This window comes from Lysobacter enzymogenes, from assembly GCF_023617245.1.
GTDB lineage: Bacteria > Pseudomonadota > Gammaproteobacteria > Xanthomonadales > Xanthomonadaceae > Lysobacter > Lysobacter yananisis.
Map to the genome: position 1 here is coordinate 6077274 of NZ_CP067396.1, position 19332 is coordinate 6096605.

16 protein-coding genes are annotated in these 19332 nt (G+C 73.8%); 4 read left to right on the top strand and 12 right to left on the bottom strand.

The genetic code is table 11. From position 1 onward, the window contains the following. Window positions 1-6: 6 nt before the first annotated feature. From JHW41_RS25365 to JHW41_RS25420, 11 genes are all read right to left on the bottom strand, one after another. The gene (locus JHW41_RS25365) at window positions 7-543 is read right to left on the bottom strand and encodes a hypothetical protein (RefSeq protein ID WP_057949827.1); all 537 of its coding nucleotides are present in this window, start codon (window positions 541-543) and stop codon (window positions 7-9) included. Window positions 544-545: 2 nt separating this feature from the next. Further along, entirely contained in the window at window positions 546-2231 is a 1686-nt protein-coding gene (locus JHW41_RS25370; protein ID WP_250448363.1) for a S8 family serine peptidase, read from the bottom strand. Between the two features lie 161 nt (window positions 2232-2392). Continuing rightward, entirely contained in the window at window positions 2393-2935 is a 543-nt protein-coding gene (locus JHW41_RS25375) for a hypothetical protein (RefSeq protein WP_057949825.1), read from the bottom strand. 1 nt (window position 2936) lies between these two features. Then, window positions 2937-4694, bottom strand: coding sequence for a S8 family serine peptidase (locus JHW41_RS26060; RefSeq protein ID WP_057949824.1), 1758 nt, complete (start codon window positions 4692-4694; stop codon window positions 2937-2939). A 111-nt stretch (window positions 4695-4805) separates the two neighbouring features. Next, window positions 4806-5342, bottom strand: coding sequence for a fimbrial protein (locus JHW41_RS25390; RefSeq protein WP_078996194.1), 537 nt, complete (start codon window positions 5340-5342; stop codon window positions 4806-4808). A gap of 643 nt (window positions 5343-5985) precedes the next feature. Continuing rightward, window positions 5986-6966 (bottom strand): fimbrial protein, encoded by a 981-nt coding sequence (locus tag JHW41_RS25395; protein WP_250448366.1) that lies wholly within the window; start codon window positions 6964-6966, stop codon window positions 5986-5988. Continuing rightward, complete coding sequence (locus JHW41_RS25400) at window positions 6956-9628, bottom strand: fimbria/pilus outer membrane usher protein (RefSeq protein ID WP_250448368.1); 2673 nt, start codon at window positions 9626-9628, stop codon at window positions 6956-6958. Before JHW41_RS25400 ends, JHW41_RS25395 begins: the two co-directional genes overlap by 11 nt. Before the next feature lie 19 nt (window positions 9629-9647). Further along, window positions 9648-10424, bottom strand: a complete 777-nt coding sequence (locus tag JHW41_RS25405) for a fimbrial biogenesis chaperone (protein WP_082644769.1) — start codon at window positions 10422-10424, stop codon at window positions 9648-9650. Between the two features lie 172 nt (window positions 10425-10596). Next, window positions 10597-10932 carry an I78 family peptidase inhibitor gene (locus JHW41_RS25410; RefSeq protein ID WP_250448370.1) on the bottom strand — a complete coding sequence of 112 codons (336 nt, stop codon included), beginning with the start codon at window positions 10930-10932 and terminating at the stop codon, window positions 10597-10599. A 250-nt stretch (window positions 10933-11182) separates the two neighbouring features. Next, complete coding sequence (locus JHW41_RS25415; RefSeq protein ID WP_057949819.1) at window positions 11183-11401, bottom strand: hypothetical protein; 219 nt, start codon at window positions 11399-11401, stop codon at window positions 11183-11185. 165 nt (window positions 11402-11566) lie between these two features. Beyond that, window positions 11567-12379, bottom strand: coding sequence for an alpha/beta fold hydrolase (locus JHW41_RS25420; protein ID WP_250448371.1), 813 nt, complete (start codon window positions 12377-12379; stop codon window positions 11567-11569). Window positions 12380-12522: 143 nt separating this feature from the next. On the opposite strand from JHW41_RS25420, the gene JHW41_RS25425 reads away from it, so the two are divergent. The 4 genes from JHW41_RS25425 to JHW41_RS25440 all read left to right on the top strand — a co-directional run bounded on the left by JHW41_RS25425 (window position 12523) and on the right by JHW41_RS25440 (window position 16614). Further along, window positions 12523-12897, top strand: a complete 375-nt coding sequence (locus JHW41_RS25425; protein WP_250448373.1) for a hypothetical protein — start codon at window positions 12523-12525, stop codon at window positions 12895-12897. A 25-nt stretch (window positions 12898-12922) separates the two neighbouring features. Next, window positions 12923-13897 (top strand): purine-nucleoside phosphorylase, encoded by a 975-nt coding sequence (locus tag JHW41_RS25430; RefSeq protein ID WP_284499552.1) that lies wholly within the window; start codon window positions 12923-12925, stop codon window positions 13895-13897. Further along, window positions 13894-15513: an adenosine deaminase gene (locus tag JHW41_RS25435; protein WP_250448377.1), complete on the top strand. Its 1620-nt coding sequence runs from the start codon at window positions 13894-13896 to the stop codon at window positions 15511-15513. Before JHW41_RS25430 ends, JHW41_RS25435 begins: the two co-directional genes overlap by 4 nt. A gap of 126 nt (window positions 15514-15639) precedes the next feature. Next, window positions 15640-16614 (top strand): hypothetical protein, encoded by a 975-nt coding sequence (locus tag JHW41_RS25440; protein ID WP_250448379.1) that lies wholly within the window; start codon window positions 15640-15642, stop codon window positions 16612-16614. Here the strand turns inward: JHW41_RS25440 and JHW41_RS25445 are convergent. Then, window positions 16611-19331, bottom strand: coding sequence for a serine/threonine-protein kinase (locus tag JHW41_RS25445; protein WP_250448381.1), 2721 nt, complete (start codon window positions 19329-19331; stop codon window positions 16611-16613). The genes JHW41_RS25440 and JHW41_RS25445 overlap by 4 nt on opposite strands. Window position 19332 lies beyond the last annotated feature (1 nt).

Sequence of the window (19332 nt, forward strand, 5' to 3'; positions counted from 1 at the left end):
CCGGGCTCAGGTCGGCGCGTCGTCGCCCTCGATGATCTCCGGCGCGACTTCCTTGATCCCGGCGATGGCCTGGATCTTCGCCATCGCCTTCATCGCCGCGTCGACCGAATCGAATTCGATGCGGCCGTTGCCGCCGGCGACGGAGGAATACACCAGCGTGCCGCCGCTGGCGCGCGCCGCCGCCTGCAACGCGGCCGGATCGCGGTGGTAGACGTTGAGGGTGGAGGTCACCACCACCGCCTTGCCGTCGTCGCCGACCGCCGCGACCAGGCGCGGCTTGGCGGCGACGGCGCGGGCGCTGCGCGCGGCGGCCGGCCGCACTTGCACGGCGTAGTCGCCGACGCGCACGGCCTGGCTGCCGGCCGACTGGGCCGCCGTGCTCACCAGCCCGTCGGGCGCGAGGCGGAACTGGGTGTAGCCGATGCGGAAGGCATCGCCGGTGGCGGCCTGGCGCAGCGCTTCGCGCGCGGCGTCGGGCGCCTGCGCGTGCGCGCCGGCTGCGGCGGCGAGGAGGAGCGGACCAACAAGGATCGCGATTTTCATGCTCAGTGCCCCAGGACGCGGATTTTGAAGGAGGCCAGGGCGCCCTTGGAGGCGGCGCCGTCGGCCAGCGGCACGTCGGCGACTTCCAGCGTCCAGGTGCCCTGCCCGGTTTCGTCGAGGAAGGCGTTGCTGGCGAGGAAGTCGGCCTTGAACGCGGCGGTGTTGAGCCGCGTCATCGCCGGGAACACGGTGCTGCGGGTGCCGCTGGGCGAGACCAGGGTGACCTGCACCGGGAACGGCACGCTGCTGCTGGCGTGGGCGTAGTTGCTGGCGAAGCCCAGCTGCACGCTCTCGACCTTGCGGATGTCGTTGCCGATGGCGATCTGCAGCTTGGCCGGCGCGCCGGCTCCGCCGATGGCGACCGCGTCGGTCGGCGCGATCCGCTGCCAGCCGCTGTCGACCAGGCGCGGCAGCGGCTTGGCCTTTCCGGCGACTTCGACCGCGAGCGCGGCATCGACCAGGCCGTAGCCGTACCAGTTGCTGAAGCTGCGGCCGGCCGCGTTGCGGGTCCAGCCCGGGACCAGCACCGTGCCGTTGGCGTGGGTCGCCGCCGGCTGGGTCGGGTCGAGCTGGCGCGCGGTGGTGGCCAGGATGTAGCGCACGTCGCGGAAGCTCAGTTTCGGATTGGCCTGCAGCATCAGCGCGGCGACGCCGGCCACGGTCGGCGCCGCGGCCGAGGTGCCGTTCATGGTGCCGACGTAGTTGCAGGTGTTGTCGATGGTCGAGGCGTCGGTGGACAGCGCGTTGCGCACGTTGCCGTTGACGTTGCTGCCGCGCGCGCAGCCCGACAGGTCGGTGGTGACGATGGCCGGGTTGTACGACACCGCCGCGTAGCCGGGCGAATAGGCGACCTGGCGTCCGTACTCGCCGCCCAGGCCCGACACCCACAGCGCCGCGCCCGCCGAGGAATAGCTCGAACGCTTGCCGGCCGCGTTGACCGCGGCGATGGTCATCACGTTGAACATGTTGTTGCGGCGGTCCAGGCCGGTCTGCTTGCAGCCGACGTTGGCGTCGACCACGGCCTTGGGGCAGTCGGAGATGAAGTCGTTGCCGGCGGACTTGACGTAGACCGCGCCGAGGCCGTTGCGGGTGGCCGACATCGGCCCTTCGTAAGCCTGCACTTCGTTTTCCGAGAACGCCGGGATGGTCACGGCGGTGGAACCGAAGCTGTTGTTGACCACCGACACGTCCTTGGACTCGGCGCCGTCCCACCAGGCGTACTGCAGCTGCGCGGTGGTGCTGGCGGCGTCGAGGTAGTTGAAGCTCTTCAGCCGCGCCGCCGGCGCCACGCCGCGCCCGCCGATGCCGTTCCAACCGACCGCCGCGACGATGCCGGCGACCATGGTGCCGTGCGAGGAGCCGCCGCTGACCGGGGTGGGATCGTGCGAACCGTCGTTGAAGTTCCACGAACCGTTCGGCACCACGTTGGCGACCAGGTCCGGATGGGCGATCTCCACGCCCTGGTCGACCACCGACACCACCACGCCGCGGCCGCGGATGTTGTAGTCGTGCAGGTCGTCGATGCCCATGTCGATGCCGAACGCGGGGCGGGTGTCGCCGAGCACCGCCTGGCCGTAGTTCATCAGATGCCACTGGTAGCGATACAGCGGGTCGTTCTGCGCCTGGGCGGCGGTCGCGCCCAGCAACGCCACCGCGAGCGCGCTCGTTCTCAAGATCGTTTGCCGCATGTCTGCCACTCCACCGGGATAGAGGAAGGCCGCGCGGCGCATCGCGGCGCCGCCGGCCCGAGGGTCGTGCGTATCGCGGGCCGCGCTCGTCGATCGAGGCCGCGCCTTGTTGCAATCGCCGTCGCCGGCCGCGCGCGGTCGTGCGCGCGGCCGGCGGCGGATCACAGCAGCATGTTTTCCAACTGCTCGATCTTCGGGCTGGCTTCCTTGACCCCGGCCACGCCCTGCAGCTTCGCCGCCGCGTCGAGCGCCTGCTGGACCGAATCGAACTCGATCGTGCCCTTGCCGCCGACGGCGGAGGCGTAGGTCAGCCGGCCGCCGCTGCTGCGCACCGCTTCGGCCAGCACCGCGGGCTGGTCGAAGTAGACGTTGACCGAGGAGGTCACCACCACCGGTTCGCCGCTTTGCGACACCGCCGCGGCCAGCTTGGCCGGCGCGGCGGCGAGGCCGCGCTTGGCCGCGGCCGGCGCCGCGCCCAGGGCCAGCGCGTACTTGCCCGCGACCACCGCCTGGCCCGGATCGGCCGAGGCGTCGGCGGCGGTCACTGTCGCCGACGGCGCCAGCCGGAACTGGGTGTCGCCGACCTTGAACGCGGCGCCGTTGGCGGCCTGGCGCAACGATTCGGCGGCGCCGGACTGGGCCTGCGCGCCGGTCGCCAGGACCATGCCGAGCAGGGAAACGCACAACACAGGAATGGTCTTCATATCAGTGCCCCAGCACGCGGATCTTGAATCCAGTGAGATTGCCCTTCGAGGCCGCGTCCGCGGCCAGCGGCACGTCGGCCACTTCCACGGTCCAGGTGCCCTCGCCCTTCTCGTCGAGGAAGGCGTTGCTGGCGATGAAGGGAATGGTGAAGGCGCTGGTCGCGCCGACGCCGGTCATCGCCGGCACCACGTAGCTCTTGGTGCCGCTGGGCGAGGTCAGGGTCACCAGCAGCGGCGAGGGTGCGGTCGACAGGAAGCCGGCGGTGATCGGGTAGGTCGTCTCCAGGCCCAACTGCACGCCTTCGACCTTGGCGATGGCGCGGTCGATGCGGATCTGCAGCTTGGCCGGCGCGCCCGCGCCGCCGATCGCGACCGGCGCGGCCACCGTGGCGCGGGTCCAGCCGCTGTCGAGCAGCGCCGGCAGCGGCTTGAACGCCATCGCCCGCTCGACCGCGGCGGTGGCGTCGACCAGGCCGTAGCCGTACCAGTTGCTGAAACGGTGGCCGGCGGCGTTGGCGGTCCAGCCCGGCGCGATCACCGTGCCGTTGGCGTGCTTGACGACCGGCTGGGCCGGATCGATCTGGCGCGCGGTCGCGGCCAGGATGTAGCGCACGTCGCGGTAGCCCAGCTTCGGATTCGCCTGCAGCACCAGCGCGCTGACGCCGGCCACGGTCGGCGTCGCCGCCGAGGTGCCGTTCATGCGGCCGGTGTAGTTGCAGGTGTTGTCGATCGTCGACTGGCTGGAATCGAGCGCGTTGAGGCGCGCGGCGGCGGCGTCGCTGTTGTAGCCGTTGACGCAGCCGCTGACGTCGGTGGTGACGATGGCCGGATCGAAGTTCAGCGGATTGGTCTGGGTCGAGTACGGCTTCTGGTGGCCGTATTCGCCGCCCAGCCCCGCGACCCACAGCGCCGAGCCCGGGCTGGAGTAGTTCGAACGCACGCCGGCGGCGTTGACCGCGGCGATGGTCATCACGTTGAACAGGTTGTTGCGCGGATCGAAGCCGGCCTGGGTGCAGCCGACGTTGGCCGCGCGGGTCTCGGCGGTGCAGGCGTTGATCAGGCCGAAGAACACCGGATGCTGGTTGTAGTGGTTGCCGGCGGCCTTGACGTAGATCGCGCCGAGGCCGCCGCGGGTCGCCGCCATCGGCTTCTCGAACGCGCCCACTTCGTTCTCGGAGAACGCCGGCGGCAGCAGCGGCGCGGCGCCCCAGCTGTTGTTGGAGACCGCCACGTCCTTGGCTTCGGCGCCGTCCCACCACGAGTAGACGATGTTGTCGGCCTGGCTGCCGCCGGCGCGCGGCGACAGGAAGTTGAAGCCCTTGAGCCTGGCCGCCGGCGCCACGCCGCGCACGCCGATGCCGTTCCAGCCGACCGCGCCGATGATGCCGCCGACCGCGGTGCCGTGGCCTTCGCCGGCCTGGGTCGGGCTGGGATCGTGGATCGGGCCGCCGGTGTTGAAGTTGCGCGAACCGTCGGGCACCACGTTCGCGGCGAGGTCGGGATGGGCGATCTGCATGCCTTCGTCGACCACGCCGACCACGACGTTGCGGCCGCGGATGTTGTAGTCGTGCAGGTCGTCGATGCCCAGGTCGATGCCGACCGCCGGCTTGGTGTCGCCGAGCACGCTCTGGCCGTAGTTCATCAGATGCCACTGGTAGCGGTACAGCGGGTCGCCCTGCTGCGCGTGCGCGGCGCCGCCGCAGGCCATGGCCGCGACGGCCAGGCTCAGTACCGTCCTCTTGCTCAGATGCTGTCGCATACCGCCGACTCCTTGGTTGGGGCGAACTCGCGTTCGTCGGACATGCCGCGCCCATTGCGGCCGGAGCGCGGGCTCCGGCCGCCGCGGGCGGTACGTACGTGGGGAAAGGGCTTACTGATAGATCATGGTGAAGGTGACGCTGCTGTTGGCCGCGCCGGCCGTGGCCGCGCCGGTGGCCACGTACTGCGCGTAGTAGCGCAGCGCGGCGCCGCCGCTTTCCACCGCGACCGACTGGGTGTTCTGCAGCCCCAGCGGATTGCCGAGCAGGACCTGGCTGTGGTCGGCGTTGAGCAGTTGCAGCTCGATGTTGCCGGCGTTGCCGGTGCCGCCCTGCAGGGTCAGGTTGTTGCTGCTGGTGTTGATGGTCGGGCCCGGCTCGAAGTAGGTCTGGACCTGGGCGGTGGCGGCGTCGCAATCGGCGACGCGGATGAAGAACGGGGTGCGGCCGGCGGTCTGGCCGGCGGCCGACAGCGCGGACACCGCGACGGTCGGCAGCTTGACCCGGATATCGGCCGGCGTGGGCCCGTTGGTGAGCGTGCAGGTCGGCGCGATCACCGAACCTTCGAAGCGGAGCGTGCCGTCGGCAGCCAACGCGGACGCGGGCAGGGCGAGCGCGAGGGCGAGTACGGCGGTGGAAGCGGTCTTCATGACGTCCCCTAATGCAGGAATCGAATGCGACGAACGTGCGGACATCGCATGGCCAGGTGCGCGCGGCGCGCTGTGCGGAGAGAGCCTCGGCGAGGATCCCGGCGAACCCGCAAGCGGCCATCGCGGCGGCGAACCGTTCGTGCAGCCCGAGGATCGGAGGAGCTCGGCACGGGCTGCCTGGATTCGCTCGCTATCACATGAAACGCGCCCTACCTGTATTACCCCACACACAAAGTGTGGAATTGAGAGGTAGATTCGAATTCAGATCATCGATGCTGCGGCGTATCCAGTACGCCGCGCCGGACGCCGCCATCGCGGCAACGGCGAAAGCTGCGTCGTTGCTGCGGTTTCGCGGTCGCGACTCGCGTCGCTCCTACAGCCGCGAACGAACCATCCAAAGCCCTTGTAGGAGCGGCGCAAGCCGCGACCGCGCCAATACAGCTACGCCGGACGCTTCGTTCGCATCTGCAACCCCGCGGTCGCGACTCGCGTCGCTCCTACACTCGCGCACGAACCGTCCGAAGTCCCCTGTAGGAGCGACGCGAGTCGCGACCGCGCCAATACGCTTACGCCGCAAGCTTCATCGCAGCCGCAATCCCGCAGCCGCGACTCACGGCGCTCCCAAACCCAGCCCCCGCGAACCTCACTCGTAGCTGAGCGTGAACGTCAGCGAAGCCGAAACCGTGCCGGGCTGCGGCGATTGCGCGTCGCCGCGGTAGTACGCGGCCTGCAGCGGGATGCGGAAGCTGCCGCCGTCGCCGAGGTGTCCGGCCTGCAGTTCGTGGCTGCTGCCGAAGGCGACCGGGCGGCCGTCGCGGTCGCGGATCTGCACCGCCACGCCGCGCGCGCTGGCGCCGGGATCCAGCGCCAGCGCCGAGGTCGCGGCATCGGCGCCGGCGAGCGGGTCGAGCCGGTAGCTGATCCGCGACAGGCCCGCCGGGCAGTCGTCCAGGCGCAGGTCGAAGTCCTTGGCGCCGGCGCTGGCGCCGGGCTGGGCCAGCGCCTGCGGCGCGATCGGCGCCAGCGCGATGCGCAGGCTCGGCGCGTTGCAGGTGGCCGCGCGCACCGCGATCGCGCCGGTGAAGTTCACCCGCGCGGCGATCGCGTCGCCCGCGCCGACTTCGGCGCCGACGCCGCCGCGGTACACCAGGGTCGGCAGGTCGGCGCCGCGGATCGCGCCGCCGCCGCTGCCGCTGCCGGCGTCGAGCTTGACCAGTTCCAGGCGCAGCGTGCCGCGCGTGGACGGGCTCATCGCCACCGCCGCGAACTCGGCCGCCGGCAACGGCCGGCCGTCGATCGACAGGCGCACGCCGATCGCGGCCACGCCGGTGCGGTAGATGTCCTCGGCCTGGCTCGGATGCGGCGTCTGCGCGTAGCGCCAGCCGCCGTCCTGGGCCGCCTCGGCGCAGCCCGGCGCCGGCGCGGGCAGCGGGTAGTCGGCCGCGTACAGCACGCTGCCCGCGGGGCGGTCGCGCGGCACCGCGATCGAGGCGTCGATGGCGATGGCGCGTTCGGCCGGCGCCGCGCACTGGGCGCCGGCGGCGCCGGCGGCGAGCAGCGCGCAGGCGGCGACGGCCGCGGCCGCGGCGTCGGGGAAGCGACGGCCGGCGCGTTCAGCGCGCATCGTCGCGGTGGCAGACGGCTTCGACCAGCGCATAGGCGTTCTCGCTTTGGCGGGTGGGCGCGGGCAGGACATAGTCGATCGCGCAGCGGCGCCCGCCCTGCGCGCCCCAACGCACGTACAGGCGGCCGCGTTCGGCCAGGCCGGTGGCGTAGATGCGGCTGGCTTGCGCCACCGCGCCGACGCTGCGGCCGGATTCGTCGAGCACCTCGGCGGCGAACGGCAGCGCCGCGCCGGTTTCGTCGCGCACGCTGAGGATCGCGCCGCGGCCGCTCTGGGTCGGATATTCCACCCGTACCACCGCGCCCGCCAGTGGCACCACGGTCTGCGCGGTGCCGGCGATCTCGACCTGGGCGCGCGCGCTGAGCGGGTCGATCTCGACCGTGTTGCGCGCGTACGGGATCAGGTACGGCGCCAGCGCGTAGCCGCGCCGGTCGACCCGCGCGCCGCCCTGGTTCAGCAGGCGCGCGCCCTGGGCGCCGTCGGCCTCGACCAGAGCCAGGGTCTCGCCGTACTGCGGCCCCAGGGTCAGGCCGTCGCCGTGCAGCACCGCCACGCCGTCCACGCCCCAGCCGTACTGGCGATAGCCGCGGCCCCAGCCGTAGGACGCGTTCACCGTCGCCTGCGGCGCGCGGTACAGCGCGTTGGCCGCGCCGGTGCGGTCGCCGCCGGCGCCGTCGGCGACGCTGACGCCGTAACCGAACACGTCTTCCTGGCCGAGGCTGCCGCTGATGCCCAGGCGGGTGTCGGTGCCGCGCTCGCTGCGTTCCAGCGAGGCCGCGGCGGTGGCGGCGCGGCCCAGCGGCAGGGTCAGGCCGAGGAAGTACTGGTCGTCGCGGCGGCCGCCGGCGTCGTCCACGCGCGCGGCGGTGAAGACGATGCCGAGGTTGCGCCATTGCCCGCGCACGCCGGCCTGGTAGTTGCCGCTGCTGGCGCCGTCGCGGTAGCTCAGGCGCGAGCCGCTCAGGTACAGCGAGGTGCGCGCGCCCAGCGGCCAGCTCAGCGACAGCTGGCCGCTGTCGCGCAGGCTGCGCGGGGCCGCGCCCGGGCCCGGCTGTTCGCGCCGGCGCAGCGCGCCGTACAGGTCCAGGTGGGTGCCGTCGGCGTAGACCGAGGCGGTCGCCGCCACCACCAAGCCGAAATCGAAGCGACGGTTGTAGCCGCCGCGCCAGCGCAGCGCCGAGCCCAGGCCGTCGATGCGCACCGGGTTGGCGTCGAGCGAGAACGCGCCCCAGTCGGTATTCCAGGCCGCGCCGAGCACGGCCGAGCGATAGCCGCGGCTGACCAAACCGCCGGCATAGCCGGTGAAGACGTTGGAGAAACCGTACTGGGCGCTGGCCTGGGCCACGCCGGGGCGCTCCGACAACGCGGTCTCGTCGACCTGGCCGAGCACGAATTCGTAGCCCAGGCTGCCGGCGCGGCGCAGCTGCGGGTTGGAGGCGTTGGCGACGCGGAACTGGGCGACGCGGCCGTCGGCTTCGATCACCGCGACTTCCAGGTCGCCGCCGTTGCTGGCCGCGTACAGGTCGTCGATCTCGAACGGCCCGGGCGCGACGTTGGCGCGGTACAGCAGGCTGCCGCGCTGGCGGATCTCGACCACCGCGTTGCTGTAGGCGGTGCCGCGCACCACCGGCGCGTAGCCGCGCAGCGAGTCGGGCACCATGCGCTCGTCCTTGACCAGGCGCGCGCCGCGGAAGCCGTACACGCCCAAGGTCGGATCCCCCGCGGTCGCCCGTCCCAGCTGCAGCCGCCCCGACCACGCCGGCAGCGCGCGTTCGACATAGGCCGCCTGGGTGTCCCAGCGCCGCGATTCGCCGTCGGCCCAGCTCAGCGAGCCGCGCTGGTGGTATTGCCAGCGGCCGAGGTTGGCGCCCAGCTCCACGCCGAGGTAATTGCTCTCGTAGTCGCCGTCGTCGCCGCGCAGGCGGCTGGCGCTGTAGCTGTAGCCCAGCACCAGCGCGTTCTCGCCGCTCTGCCACAGCTCCGGCGCGACCGCGCCGCGCGCGCTGCGGCGCAGCGCGGCCTGCGGCACGCTCAGGTCCAGCGCCAGTTCGGCGAAGTCGACCTGGACCGCGGCGTGCGGGATGCGCCCGGCCAGGTCGATGCATTCGGGTTCGTCCGCCGCCGCCGGCAGATCGACGCCGAGCCGGCGCAGCAGCGCCCCGCCCAGGCAGGGCTGCGCGGGCGCGTCGGGCTGCGCGCTGCGGAACTCGATCTCCTCGCGCACCGCGAACGCGCCGTTGACCCGCACGTCCAGGCGGTAACGGCCCGGCGCCACTTCGCCGGCGCGGGCGAAGCGCGACAGGTCGGCCTGGCGCGCGCTGCCGGACAGGTAACGCAGGTCGAACCCGGAATCGGGCTGAGCGGCGGCTTGCGATTCGGTTTGCGCCGCTGCTTGGGCCGGCCCCGTTTGCGCAGGCCCTGCTTGGGCCGGCGCCGCTTGCGCTGGCTGCGCGGGCGACGGCTGCGATGACGCGGGCGCCGGCGGCGCGGGCAACGACGCCGGCTGCGACGGCGCCGACGCAGCCGACGCCTGCGGCCCGGGCTGCGGCTGCGCGGCCTGCACGGCGCCGGCGAAGGCGATGCCCAGGCACAGCCCGCCGCGCCACGCGCGCGCGCTCGGGGTCTTGGGCGCGGCCGGGGCCGCGGCGGAGGGCGGGGACACGATGCGCGCCATGGCGCGGCTACTCCGCGGTCTGCCCCTGTAGTTCGGTGCGTCCGCCGTAGTCGTTGATGATCGAATAGGCGACCGCGGCGCCGGCCGCCGGCGCCGACGCCAGCTGCGCCAGATCCAGCCGCAGGCTGGCGCCCGGCGCGAGCATGCCGGCGTTGTCGAAGCGGTATTCGCGCCCGCCCAGGCTGACCGCGACGCGGCCGAAGGAGACGTGGAAGGCGCCGGGATTGCTGCACTCCAGCGCCCAGCCGCTATCGCCGGCGCGAACCACGCGCCAGCGCAGCGCGCGCGCCGCCGCCTCGGGATCGCCGGGCAGCCCCTGCGGGCGCAGGAACACCTTGATGCGGGTGCGGAAGGCGACCTGCAGGTGGTTCTGGTCGAGCTCGGCCGGGGCCACGCTGGGCGGAATCTCCAGCACGTTGAGCCAGTACACCGACTCGCGCCCCGGCGCCGCGGCCGCGCCGTTCGGGGTCGGGCCGTACACCAGGCGCAGCGCCTGGCCCTTGCCCGGCTCGATCCGCACCACCGGCGGCGACACCAGGAACGGCGCCTTGCTCGCATCCGGCGACTGCTTGGGGTCGCCATCGTCCACCCACACCTGCACCAGCGCCGGCCGTGCGCCGACGTTGTTGAGCTTGACCGCGACTTCGCGCTGCTGCGCGGGATAGATCACGCGGGTGCCGGCGATGGTCACCTCGGCCTGCGCCGGCGCGGCCAGGCCGCCGCACAGCATCGCCACCGCCCACGCCTTCACGGCCCACTGCTTTCCCCGGCACAGCATGGTCATGCGTCGTCGGACTCCTAGCGTTCGTTCGCGGCGCGCGCGGCGCCGCGGGCCCGGTGCGCCGCCGTCGCCCCCTGCGGCGGCCGGCCCGGTCGTCGGGCCGCACGTGGGCGACCCTGGTCTAAGTAACAACGCGCCGCCGCCAAGCCTCCCTACCCGGCCGGCGGCCGCCGGTTCAGCCGCAATCGACGGCGACGATGCGCTGGGCCTGGTCGACGCGGACGTTGAGACGGTCCTCGCGGCGGTCGCGGCCGAAGGTGTTGTCCGGCGCGACCACGCGCCACAGCCCGGCGCCGCTGTCCTTGAACAGGCGCCGGCCGGTGGCTTCGTCGAGGGTCTGGCCGACCGCCCAGCCGAGCCCGTCGGCGTTGCAGCGGCCCTTGCCGGCCAGGTCCGGGCGCGGCGCGTTCTGCGCACAGGCGCCGGCGGCCAGGGCCAGCGCGGCGGCGAACAGGAGCGGCGCGCGCGGGCGCACGGCGGCGCGGGCGGCGGCGGGACGTTCGGCGTTCATCGGGCGGTCTCGACGGTGCGTGGCCTCCATACTCCGACGATCCGCGGTGCTTTGTCACCCGCGCGCGCCGGCCGGGACGGCGCGGAGCGCGCGACGCAGCCTCGCCGGTCGGGGACCGGTGTCGTTGCCGCGGGGCGGGTCCGCGGACAAGTCTTCCTCACCGTACGCGGGCCTCGCCGGCCGACGGCGACGCGCGCAAAAAAAGAACGCCCCGTCCTCGCGGACGGGGCGCCGTTGCCATGCGCTGCGATCAGGGAATGATGCAGCCGCAGTTGCGATAGCACTGGTAGTACGTGGTGTCCATGTTGCAATCCTCCTGCGTGCCGCCGTTGGCGATGCAGCGGTTGATCGCGTTGGTCTTGCAAGTGTTGAAGCAGCTCACGTTGCACGCGGCGATCGCGGACGAGGCGGCGAAGCTCAGGCCGAACGCGAACGCGCACAGCGCCATCAACTTGGTCTTGCGGATCATTTCTCTCTCCATAGAGGCCCAGGACCGGGCACGGCGCAGGCTAGCACCGCTGTTGCGGCGCAAAAGCCGGGCAATTGCCAATCGCCGTCGCAAATCGACGTCGCGCCTGTAAAAAAATACACTGCCGGCGCGGTGCGCGACGCCGCGATGCCCGATGCCGCGCGATCAAGCCCCGCTCGATTCGAGCCACGCCGCGACGATGCCCAGCACCTCGTCGCTGCGTTCGCGATGCGGCACGTGGCCGCAATCGGCGAGCAGGCGCAGCGTCGCCGCGCCGGCCACGCCCGCGGCGATGCGCTCGGGATGGCGCGCGCTGCCGAATTCGTCGCCGTCGCCGTGCACGACCAGGGTCGGGCACGCCACCTGGGCCAGTGGCGCATCCAGGTTCCAGCCGGCGAAGCCGTCGTCGAGCCAGGTGTCGATCCACGCGCGCAGCACCCACGGCGCCTTGTCGCCGTGGTGCTTGCGCAGCCGTTCCATCTGCTCCGGCCGGGCGAACGCGGCGCGCGCGGCGAGGATGCCGGCGCGGGTGCGGTCTTCGACGAAGGCCTGCGCCGATTCGGCGATCAGGCCGGTGCAGCGCGAGCGATGCAGCGCCGCGCCGGCCACCGCCATGCCGCCGCCGACGCTGTGGCCGAACAGGACGAACCGCTGCAACCGCAGCGCGTCGCACACCGCGCGCAAGCCGCCGGCGGCTTCGCTGGTCACGAAGTCGGCGGCGAGCGCACCGGGATGCGGATCGGAACGGCCGAAGCCGAGACGGTCGTAAGCGATCACCTCGCGACCGCTGGCCGCGGCCAGGCGCGCGGGGAAATCGCGCCACAGCGCGACGCAGCCGAGCGAATCGTGCAACAGCACGATCGGCGCGGCCGCCGCGTCGCGCCGCGGCCAGCGCTGCGCGAACAGGCGGCCGCCTTCGCCGGCGATCCACAGCGATTCCGGCTCGGGCGATACGCTCTGCGATGAAGTCGACGGCATCGGCGAATGATAGGGCCGCCGCGACCGCGCGTGTAGGATGCGCGCAGGAGGAACCATGCACGCGAACCCCTGACTCCGGTCGCGCAACGACGGGCTGTTCGACGCGCCGCATCGCGCCGGCTCTCCACCCTGGGCCGCACTCCATGATCCAGTCCGCCTTGCGCGCCGACGACGCGGCGTTCCGCGACGCCGCCGCGCCCATCGCGGCAAAGCCAACCGCGCAGCGATCGCGGTTGCGCGGTTGCGCGGTGAGTTTGCGTCAGCGGCGCGCATCGTCGCCGCGGCCGCGCCGACGCGGTCATCGGTCTGGCCTAAGATCGGCGGCGGTGCGGCGCGACGGTCGCGAACGGATCGCAGAAGAGGGACAACACGATGGCAACCGCAGGCATGGGGCGCGCAGCTCCGAACTCGGCCGGCGCGCACGCGGCCGCATCCGCGCGACGCCGCATCGCCGGCTGGGCGCTGGCGATCTGGGCGTCGGCGACATCGCTCGCGGCGACGGCCGCGCCCGCCGATGAGACCGGACCGTGGCCGGTCAAGGTGGTGATCGTGACCGCGTACGAGAACGGCGAAGACAGCGGCGACGCGCCGGGCGAGCTGCAATTGTGGGTCGAGCGCGAAGGCCTGGACCGCCGCCTTGATTTTCCCGGCGGCGTGCGCGCGCTGCGCGCCAACGCCGACCGCTCGGTGCTGGCGATGACCACGGGCATGGGCCTGGCCAACGCCGCCGCCTCGACCATGGCGCTGGCGATGGACCCGCGTTTCGATTTCAAGCGCGCTTACTGGCTGGTGGCCGGCGTGGCCGGCATCGATCCGCAGGTCGGCGCGGTCGGCGACGCGGTGTGGGTCGACTACGCGCTCAACGACATGGCCCGCTCGCTCGATCCGCGCGAAGCGCCGGCCGGCTGGCCGTACGGCGTCTACGCGTTCCGCGCCGACGGTCCGGACAAATTGCCGGCGCAGCCGATGCAGTACGGGCCGTTCGCGCGCTACGCCCAGGTCTATCCGCTCGATCCCGGGCTGACCGGCTGGGCGTTCGCGTTGACCCGCGACACCGAGTTGGACGCCAGCGACGACACCCGCGCGCTCGCCCGGCGGTGGCGCGAACTCCCGGCCACCCAGGAACGCCCGCGGGTGCGGCGCGGCGCGAGCGTATCGTCGAATCGTTACTGGCACGGCATCGCCGACACGCGCTGGGCGCGCGATTGGACCCGGCTGCACACCGACGGCCGCGCGCGGTTCGCCGTCAGCGACATGGAAGACGCCGCCATCGCCGCGGCGTTCGCGCGCCTGGGCCGCACCGGCCAGGTCGATCCGCGCCGGCTGCTGGTGCTGCGCGCGGCCTCCAACTACACCCGGCCGCCGCCGGGCATGGACGCGTTCGAATCGGCGCAGCGCCCGCATGCCGGCCGCGGCCTGCCCGCGTACGAGGCCGCGTATCGCGTCGGCAGCCGGGTGCTGCGCGAGTTGCAGGCGAACTGGGACCGCTACGCCGACGCCATGCCGGAGGCGCAATGAACGCCGCACGCGCCGGGCTCGCGCTGGTCCTCGCCATCGCCATCGCCATCGCCGCGGCGGGCGCGGGCGCGCGCGAGCGCGCAGCCGATGACGGCGGCGCGGCGCAGCGCGCACGCTCCGACCGCGACGCCGAAGCCGCCACTGCGGCGTACTTCGAACGCATCCGCGCGCAGCCGCCGCAGTTGCGCGCGTTGCTGCAGGCCATGCCCAAGGGCGGCGACCTGCACAGCCACCTCAGCGGCGCGGTCTACGCCGAGGACTACCTGCGCTGGGCCGGCGAAGACGGCCTGTGCCTGCTGCGCGAGAACGCGCACCTGGCCGAACCGCCGTGCGCCGCGCCCGCGCGGCCGACCGTGGCCGAGGCGGCGCGCAGCGATCTGCCGCTGTACGGACGCGCCATCGACGCGATGTCGGTGCGCGGCTACGAGCGCGGCGGCGGCGACCCGCTGCTGCCGGTGCACCAGCGTTTCTTCTCCGCGTTCGACCGCTTCCGCCCGGTCTCGCGCCGGCGCGTCGCCGACATGCTCGCCGCGGTGCGCGCGATCGCCGCCGGCGAGAACACTCAATATCTGGAGATCATGCACCTGCCGTCGGCCGCGCGCGACGTGCTCGACGGCCTCGAACTGGCGGACGACAGCGACGACTTCGCCGCGATGGCCGCGGCGCTGGAACCGCGGCTGGCGCCGGCGGTGGCGCGGGCGCGGGCCGAACTCGACGCCGACGAAGCGCGCGCCGCCGCGCTGCTGGGCTGTGCCGGCGCGGCGCCGGCCGCCGGCTGCACGATCGAACTGCGCTATCAGGCGCCGGCCACCCGCACCCATGCGCCGGCGCGCACGTTCGCGACGATGGCCTTCGCCTTCGCCCTGGCCGAGGCCGATCCGCGCTTCGTCGGCGTCAACCTGCTCGGCCCCGAACACCATCCGCGGGCGCTGCGCGACTACGCCCTGCACATGCGCATGCTGGCGTTCTTCAAGCAGCGCCATCCGCGCACAAAGCTGTCGCTGCACGCCGGCGAGCTCAGTGCGGAACTGGCGCCGCCGCGCGAGCTGCGCGACCACATCGGCCAGGCGGTGGCGGTGGCCGGCGCCGAGCGCATCGGCCACGGCGTCGCGATCGCCGGCGAAGACGGCGCGGATGCGCTGTTGCGGCGGATGGCGCGGCAGCGCATCGCGGTCGAGATCAACCTGTCCAGCAACGCCGCCATCCTCGGCGTCGCCGGCGCCGCGCATCCGCTGGCGCTGTACCGCGCCGCCGGCGTGCCGGTGGTGCTGTCCACCGACGATCAAGGCGTGCTGCGCAGCGATCTCAGCGGCGAATACCTGCGCGCGGCGCTCGACCAGGGCCTGGACTACCGCGCGCTCAAGCGCATCGCCCGCGACAGCCTGCAGTACGCGTTCCTGCCCGGCGCCAGCCTGTGGCAAGGCGAGGCCGGCGGCGCGCGCGTGGCGGCCTGCGCCGCGGCCGATGCGGCATCGCGCGACGACGCGGCGCAGCCGCCCGCGCCGGCCTGCGCCGCATTCCTGCGCGGCAGCGACAAGGCGCGCGCGCAATGGCGGCTGGAGCGGGAACTGGCGCGGTTCGAGCGCGCGCCGCGCCTGCCGGCCTCGGCGCGATGAGCGGCGCGATAGGGGGCGCGGCGCGCGCGCGACCGCGCCGGCGATGATCCTTCCGGCGCGGTTTTCGCGAGTACCCGAACAGGAACGCGCCCGCGCCGGGCGCGCTGCAACCAAGGAGCTTCACCCATGCGCGCACTGTCTCCCCTCGCCCTGGGCCTGCTGATCGCCACCGCGCCGGCGCTGGTCGCCGCGCAGCAGACCAATGTGAGCCCGGCCAAGTCCTCTTCGCCGCAGCCGGTGTTCTCCGGCAGCGACTTCTGCGACAGCTGCGGCAAGCCGCCGCTGTACACCGAGGGCGCGGGCGCGCCCGGCGGCGGCGCGGCGCCCGCGCAGGCGCTGGACCCCGGCGAGGTCTCGGCCAGTTCCTGCGAGGTCAGCATGATGGTGAGTCCGCAGGTTCCCGGTTCGACCGCGCCGGGCTACGCGCGCATCCGCGACCTGCCCTACACCGCGGCGATCCGCGCCGCGCTCCAGACCGCCGACGAATGGCCGCTGCTGCCGTTGCTGCTGCAACGCATCGACCTGCCGACGCCGGGCATCGGCGCGGCGCGCGCGCGGGCCGCGGCGGCGGCGGTGATCGACCTGCCGGCCGCGAGCGAAGCCACGTTCCTGGAATGGTCGTTCGCGGCCGCGGCCGACGCGCCGAAGCAGAGCCCGGCGGGCGCGCGCGTGCTGGCCCTGACCGTGAGCGTGGATCGACGCGGCGCGTTCCTGCGCGCCGACTGGCTGGCCACGCCGGGCGCCGACTGGTCCTACTACACCGCGCCGAACGCGCCGCCGGCGGCGACGCCCGGCGTCCTCGCCAGCCGCGTCGCCAAGCTTTACGACACCGGCCGTTTCTCGGCCCAGCGGCTGACCCTGCTGCACGACGGCGCCTGGGTCCGCGTCGGCGTCGGCGAACCGGTGCGCGAATGGCTCAGCTTCGAACTGCCCGACGCGCAGTGGCAACCGGCGCGGCTGCGCAACGGCCTGCTGCGCGGCACCGCGCTCGGCGACGGCCAGGGCCTGCAGATGCAGTGGCCGACGCTGTCGCACGGCGTCCTCAACCCGGCCCCGTCCACGCCGCCGCCGACGCAGTCGGCCGCGAGCGCCGGACGCTAGCCCGACGCGGGCGCGGGCGCCGCCGCCTGCGCCTGGACCGCGCGCTGCAAGGCGCAGTCTTCCAGCCGGCGGCGCTTGGGATGATCGGGCTCGAGTTCGGCGCGCACCGCCTGCAGCGAGCGCGCGAACGTCTGCCGCTGCGCCGCGCTCCACGGCGCCGCCGCCATGCACGCCAGCTCGGCCCGCGCCAGCGCCAGGTTCAGGTCCTGACCCGGCAGTTCGGCGAAGCGCGTCAGCGCCGGCGCCAGCGTCGCGCGCGCGTCGTCCACGCGGCCCAGGTCGTGCAGGTCCATGGCCCAGCCGAGCCGGTACATGGCCAGGTTCAGGTGTTCCGGCGTGGCCACCGCGGCGATTTCCACGGCGCGGCGCAGGTGCGGTTCGGCGCCGCGCGCGTCGGCCATGAACAGATGGCGCATCGTGCCCAGGTTGAATTCGGAACTGGCCACGGTCGGGTGGGCCGGGCCGAGCAGGTCGCGCCGCACCGTCAGCGCGCGCTGGAACCAGGCCATCGCCGCGGCCGGGTCGCCGCGCGCCTGGGCGATGGTGCCGAGCTGGTTGAACACCGAGGCGGTCTGCTCGTGGCGCTCGCCGTAGACCTTGAGCGCGATCGCCAGCGCCTGCCGCGACAGCCGCTCGGCCTGGACGAAATCGCCGGCGTCGCGACGCTGGCGCGCTTGCGAGACCAGCGCCTTGGCCAGCGCCGGATCGTCGTCGCCGCCGTCGCTGCGCGGCGCCGGCAGTTCCGCCAGCAATTGCGCCGCGCGCCGCTCCTGGCCGGCGGCGAGCAGCGCGCTGGCCCAGCCGCGCCGGACCTGGGCGCTGCGCGGATCGTCGGCGCCGTAGCGGCGGCGGTGCGCGGCGTCGGCGCGCTGCCATTGCGCCAGCGCCTGCTCCAGCCGCCCCTGCGCCTGCGACAGCTGCGCGCGCAACCGCAGCAGGGTCAGCGCTTCGTCCTGCGCCTGCGCCGGCAGCCGCCGCTCGGCCTGGTCGAGCAAGCGCCCGGCCGCGGCGTAATCGGCGCGCGCCAGCGCCACCTGCGCGTTCTGGCGATAGCTCTGGCGCAGCAGCATCGGGTCGGGTTGCTGCGCGCGCAGGCGCAGTTCCAGCGCTTCGGCGGCGTGGCGTCGGGCGGCGTCGACCTCGCCGAGGTTGAATTCGACCTCGGCGATCGCCGCGGCCAGCGCGGCGCGGGTGTCGGAATCGCGGATCTGCTGCAGCCGCTGCGCCGCGCGCTGCAGCAGTTCGCGCGCGCCGGGGTCGCGGCCGCGCGCCTGCAGCGGGTCGGAGGCGCGGAACAGGTCGACCATGAACGCGGTGACGCGCTCGGCCTGGTGCCGGCGCGCCTCGGCGCGGTCGCGCGCCTGCGCCAGTTCGCGCGACTGCAGCACGGTGTGGATCAAGAAGCCCAGCGCCAGCGCGACCGCCAGCGCGGCCAGCGCCAGCGGCACGCGCTCGCGACGCGCGAACCTGCCCAGCCGGTACCAGCGCTCGCCGCCGCGCGCGGCCACCGGCCGCGACCGCAGCGCCGCGCGCAGGTCCTCGGCCAGGCGTTCGACGCTGGCGTAGCGCTGCTCGGGTTCCTTGCGCAGGCAGCGCGCGAGGATCGCGTCGAGATCGCCCTGCAACTGCCGTCGCAACGCCCGCACCGACGCCGCGCCGCGCGCCTGGGCGACGGCGCGCGCGCGCGCCGGGTCGCGCTGCTCCAGCGCGGCCAGGCGCCGGCTCGGCAGCATCGGCAGTTCGTGCGCGATCGCCTGGGCCAGTTCGGCGACGCCGCGGCCGTCGGTGGCGATCGGCAACTGGCCGCACAGCAATTCGTACAGCAGCACGCCGAGCGCGTAGACGTCGGTGGCGACGCTGGTCGGCGCGCCCAACGCCTGCTCGGGCGCGGCGCTGGCCGGCGAGAAGAACGCCTGCGCGTCCACCGTCGCCGCGCCGTCGGCGCCGGGCGCCAGCGCCTTGGCGATGCCGAAGTCGAGCAGGCGCGCGCGGCCCTCGCCGTCGACCAGCACGTTGCCGGACTTGAGGTCGCGGTGCAGCACCAGCCGGCGGTGGGCGTAGTCGACCGCCGCCAGCGCCTGCAGCGCCAGCTCGATGCGCGCGCGCAGCGGCAGCCGGCGGCGGTCGCACCAGGCCAGGATCGGTTCGCCGTCGACGTATTCCATCGCGAAGTACGGCTGCCCCGACGGCAGTTCGCCGACGTCGATCAGGCGCGCGATGTTGGGATGCTCCAGGCTCGCCAGCAGTTCGCGCTCGCGCCGCAGCCGCCGCTGCACCTGCGGCGCCCACAGCGGCGAGGCGGCGAGCTTGAGCGCGACGCGCTGCTCCAGCCCTTCGACCGCGCGCCGCGCCAGGTACACCCGGCCCATGCCGCCGGCGCCGAGTTCGCGCTCGATCGCGAACGGCCCGGCGCGCTCGCCCGGCGCGAGCCGGCCGTGGTCGTCGTCGTTCCACAGCCGCGCGTCGTCCGGCGGTTGCCCGCTCAGCAGCTGCACGCCGCCGCGCCACGGCAGCGCATCGCCGGCGGCGGCGGCGTCCTCGGCTTCCATCGCCTCGTGCGCGGCCAGCAGGCGCGCGACCGCGGCGCGCAGCGCGACCGGGTCGGGATGCGCGGCGCAGACCTGTTCCAGCCACGCCGCGCGCGCCGGCGCCGGCAGTTCCAGCGCGCGCGAGAACGCCTCGGCGGCCTGCGCCCACAGCGCGGTCGAAGTGGCCACG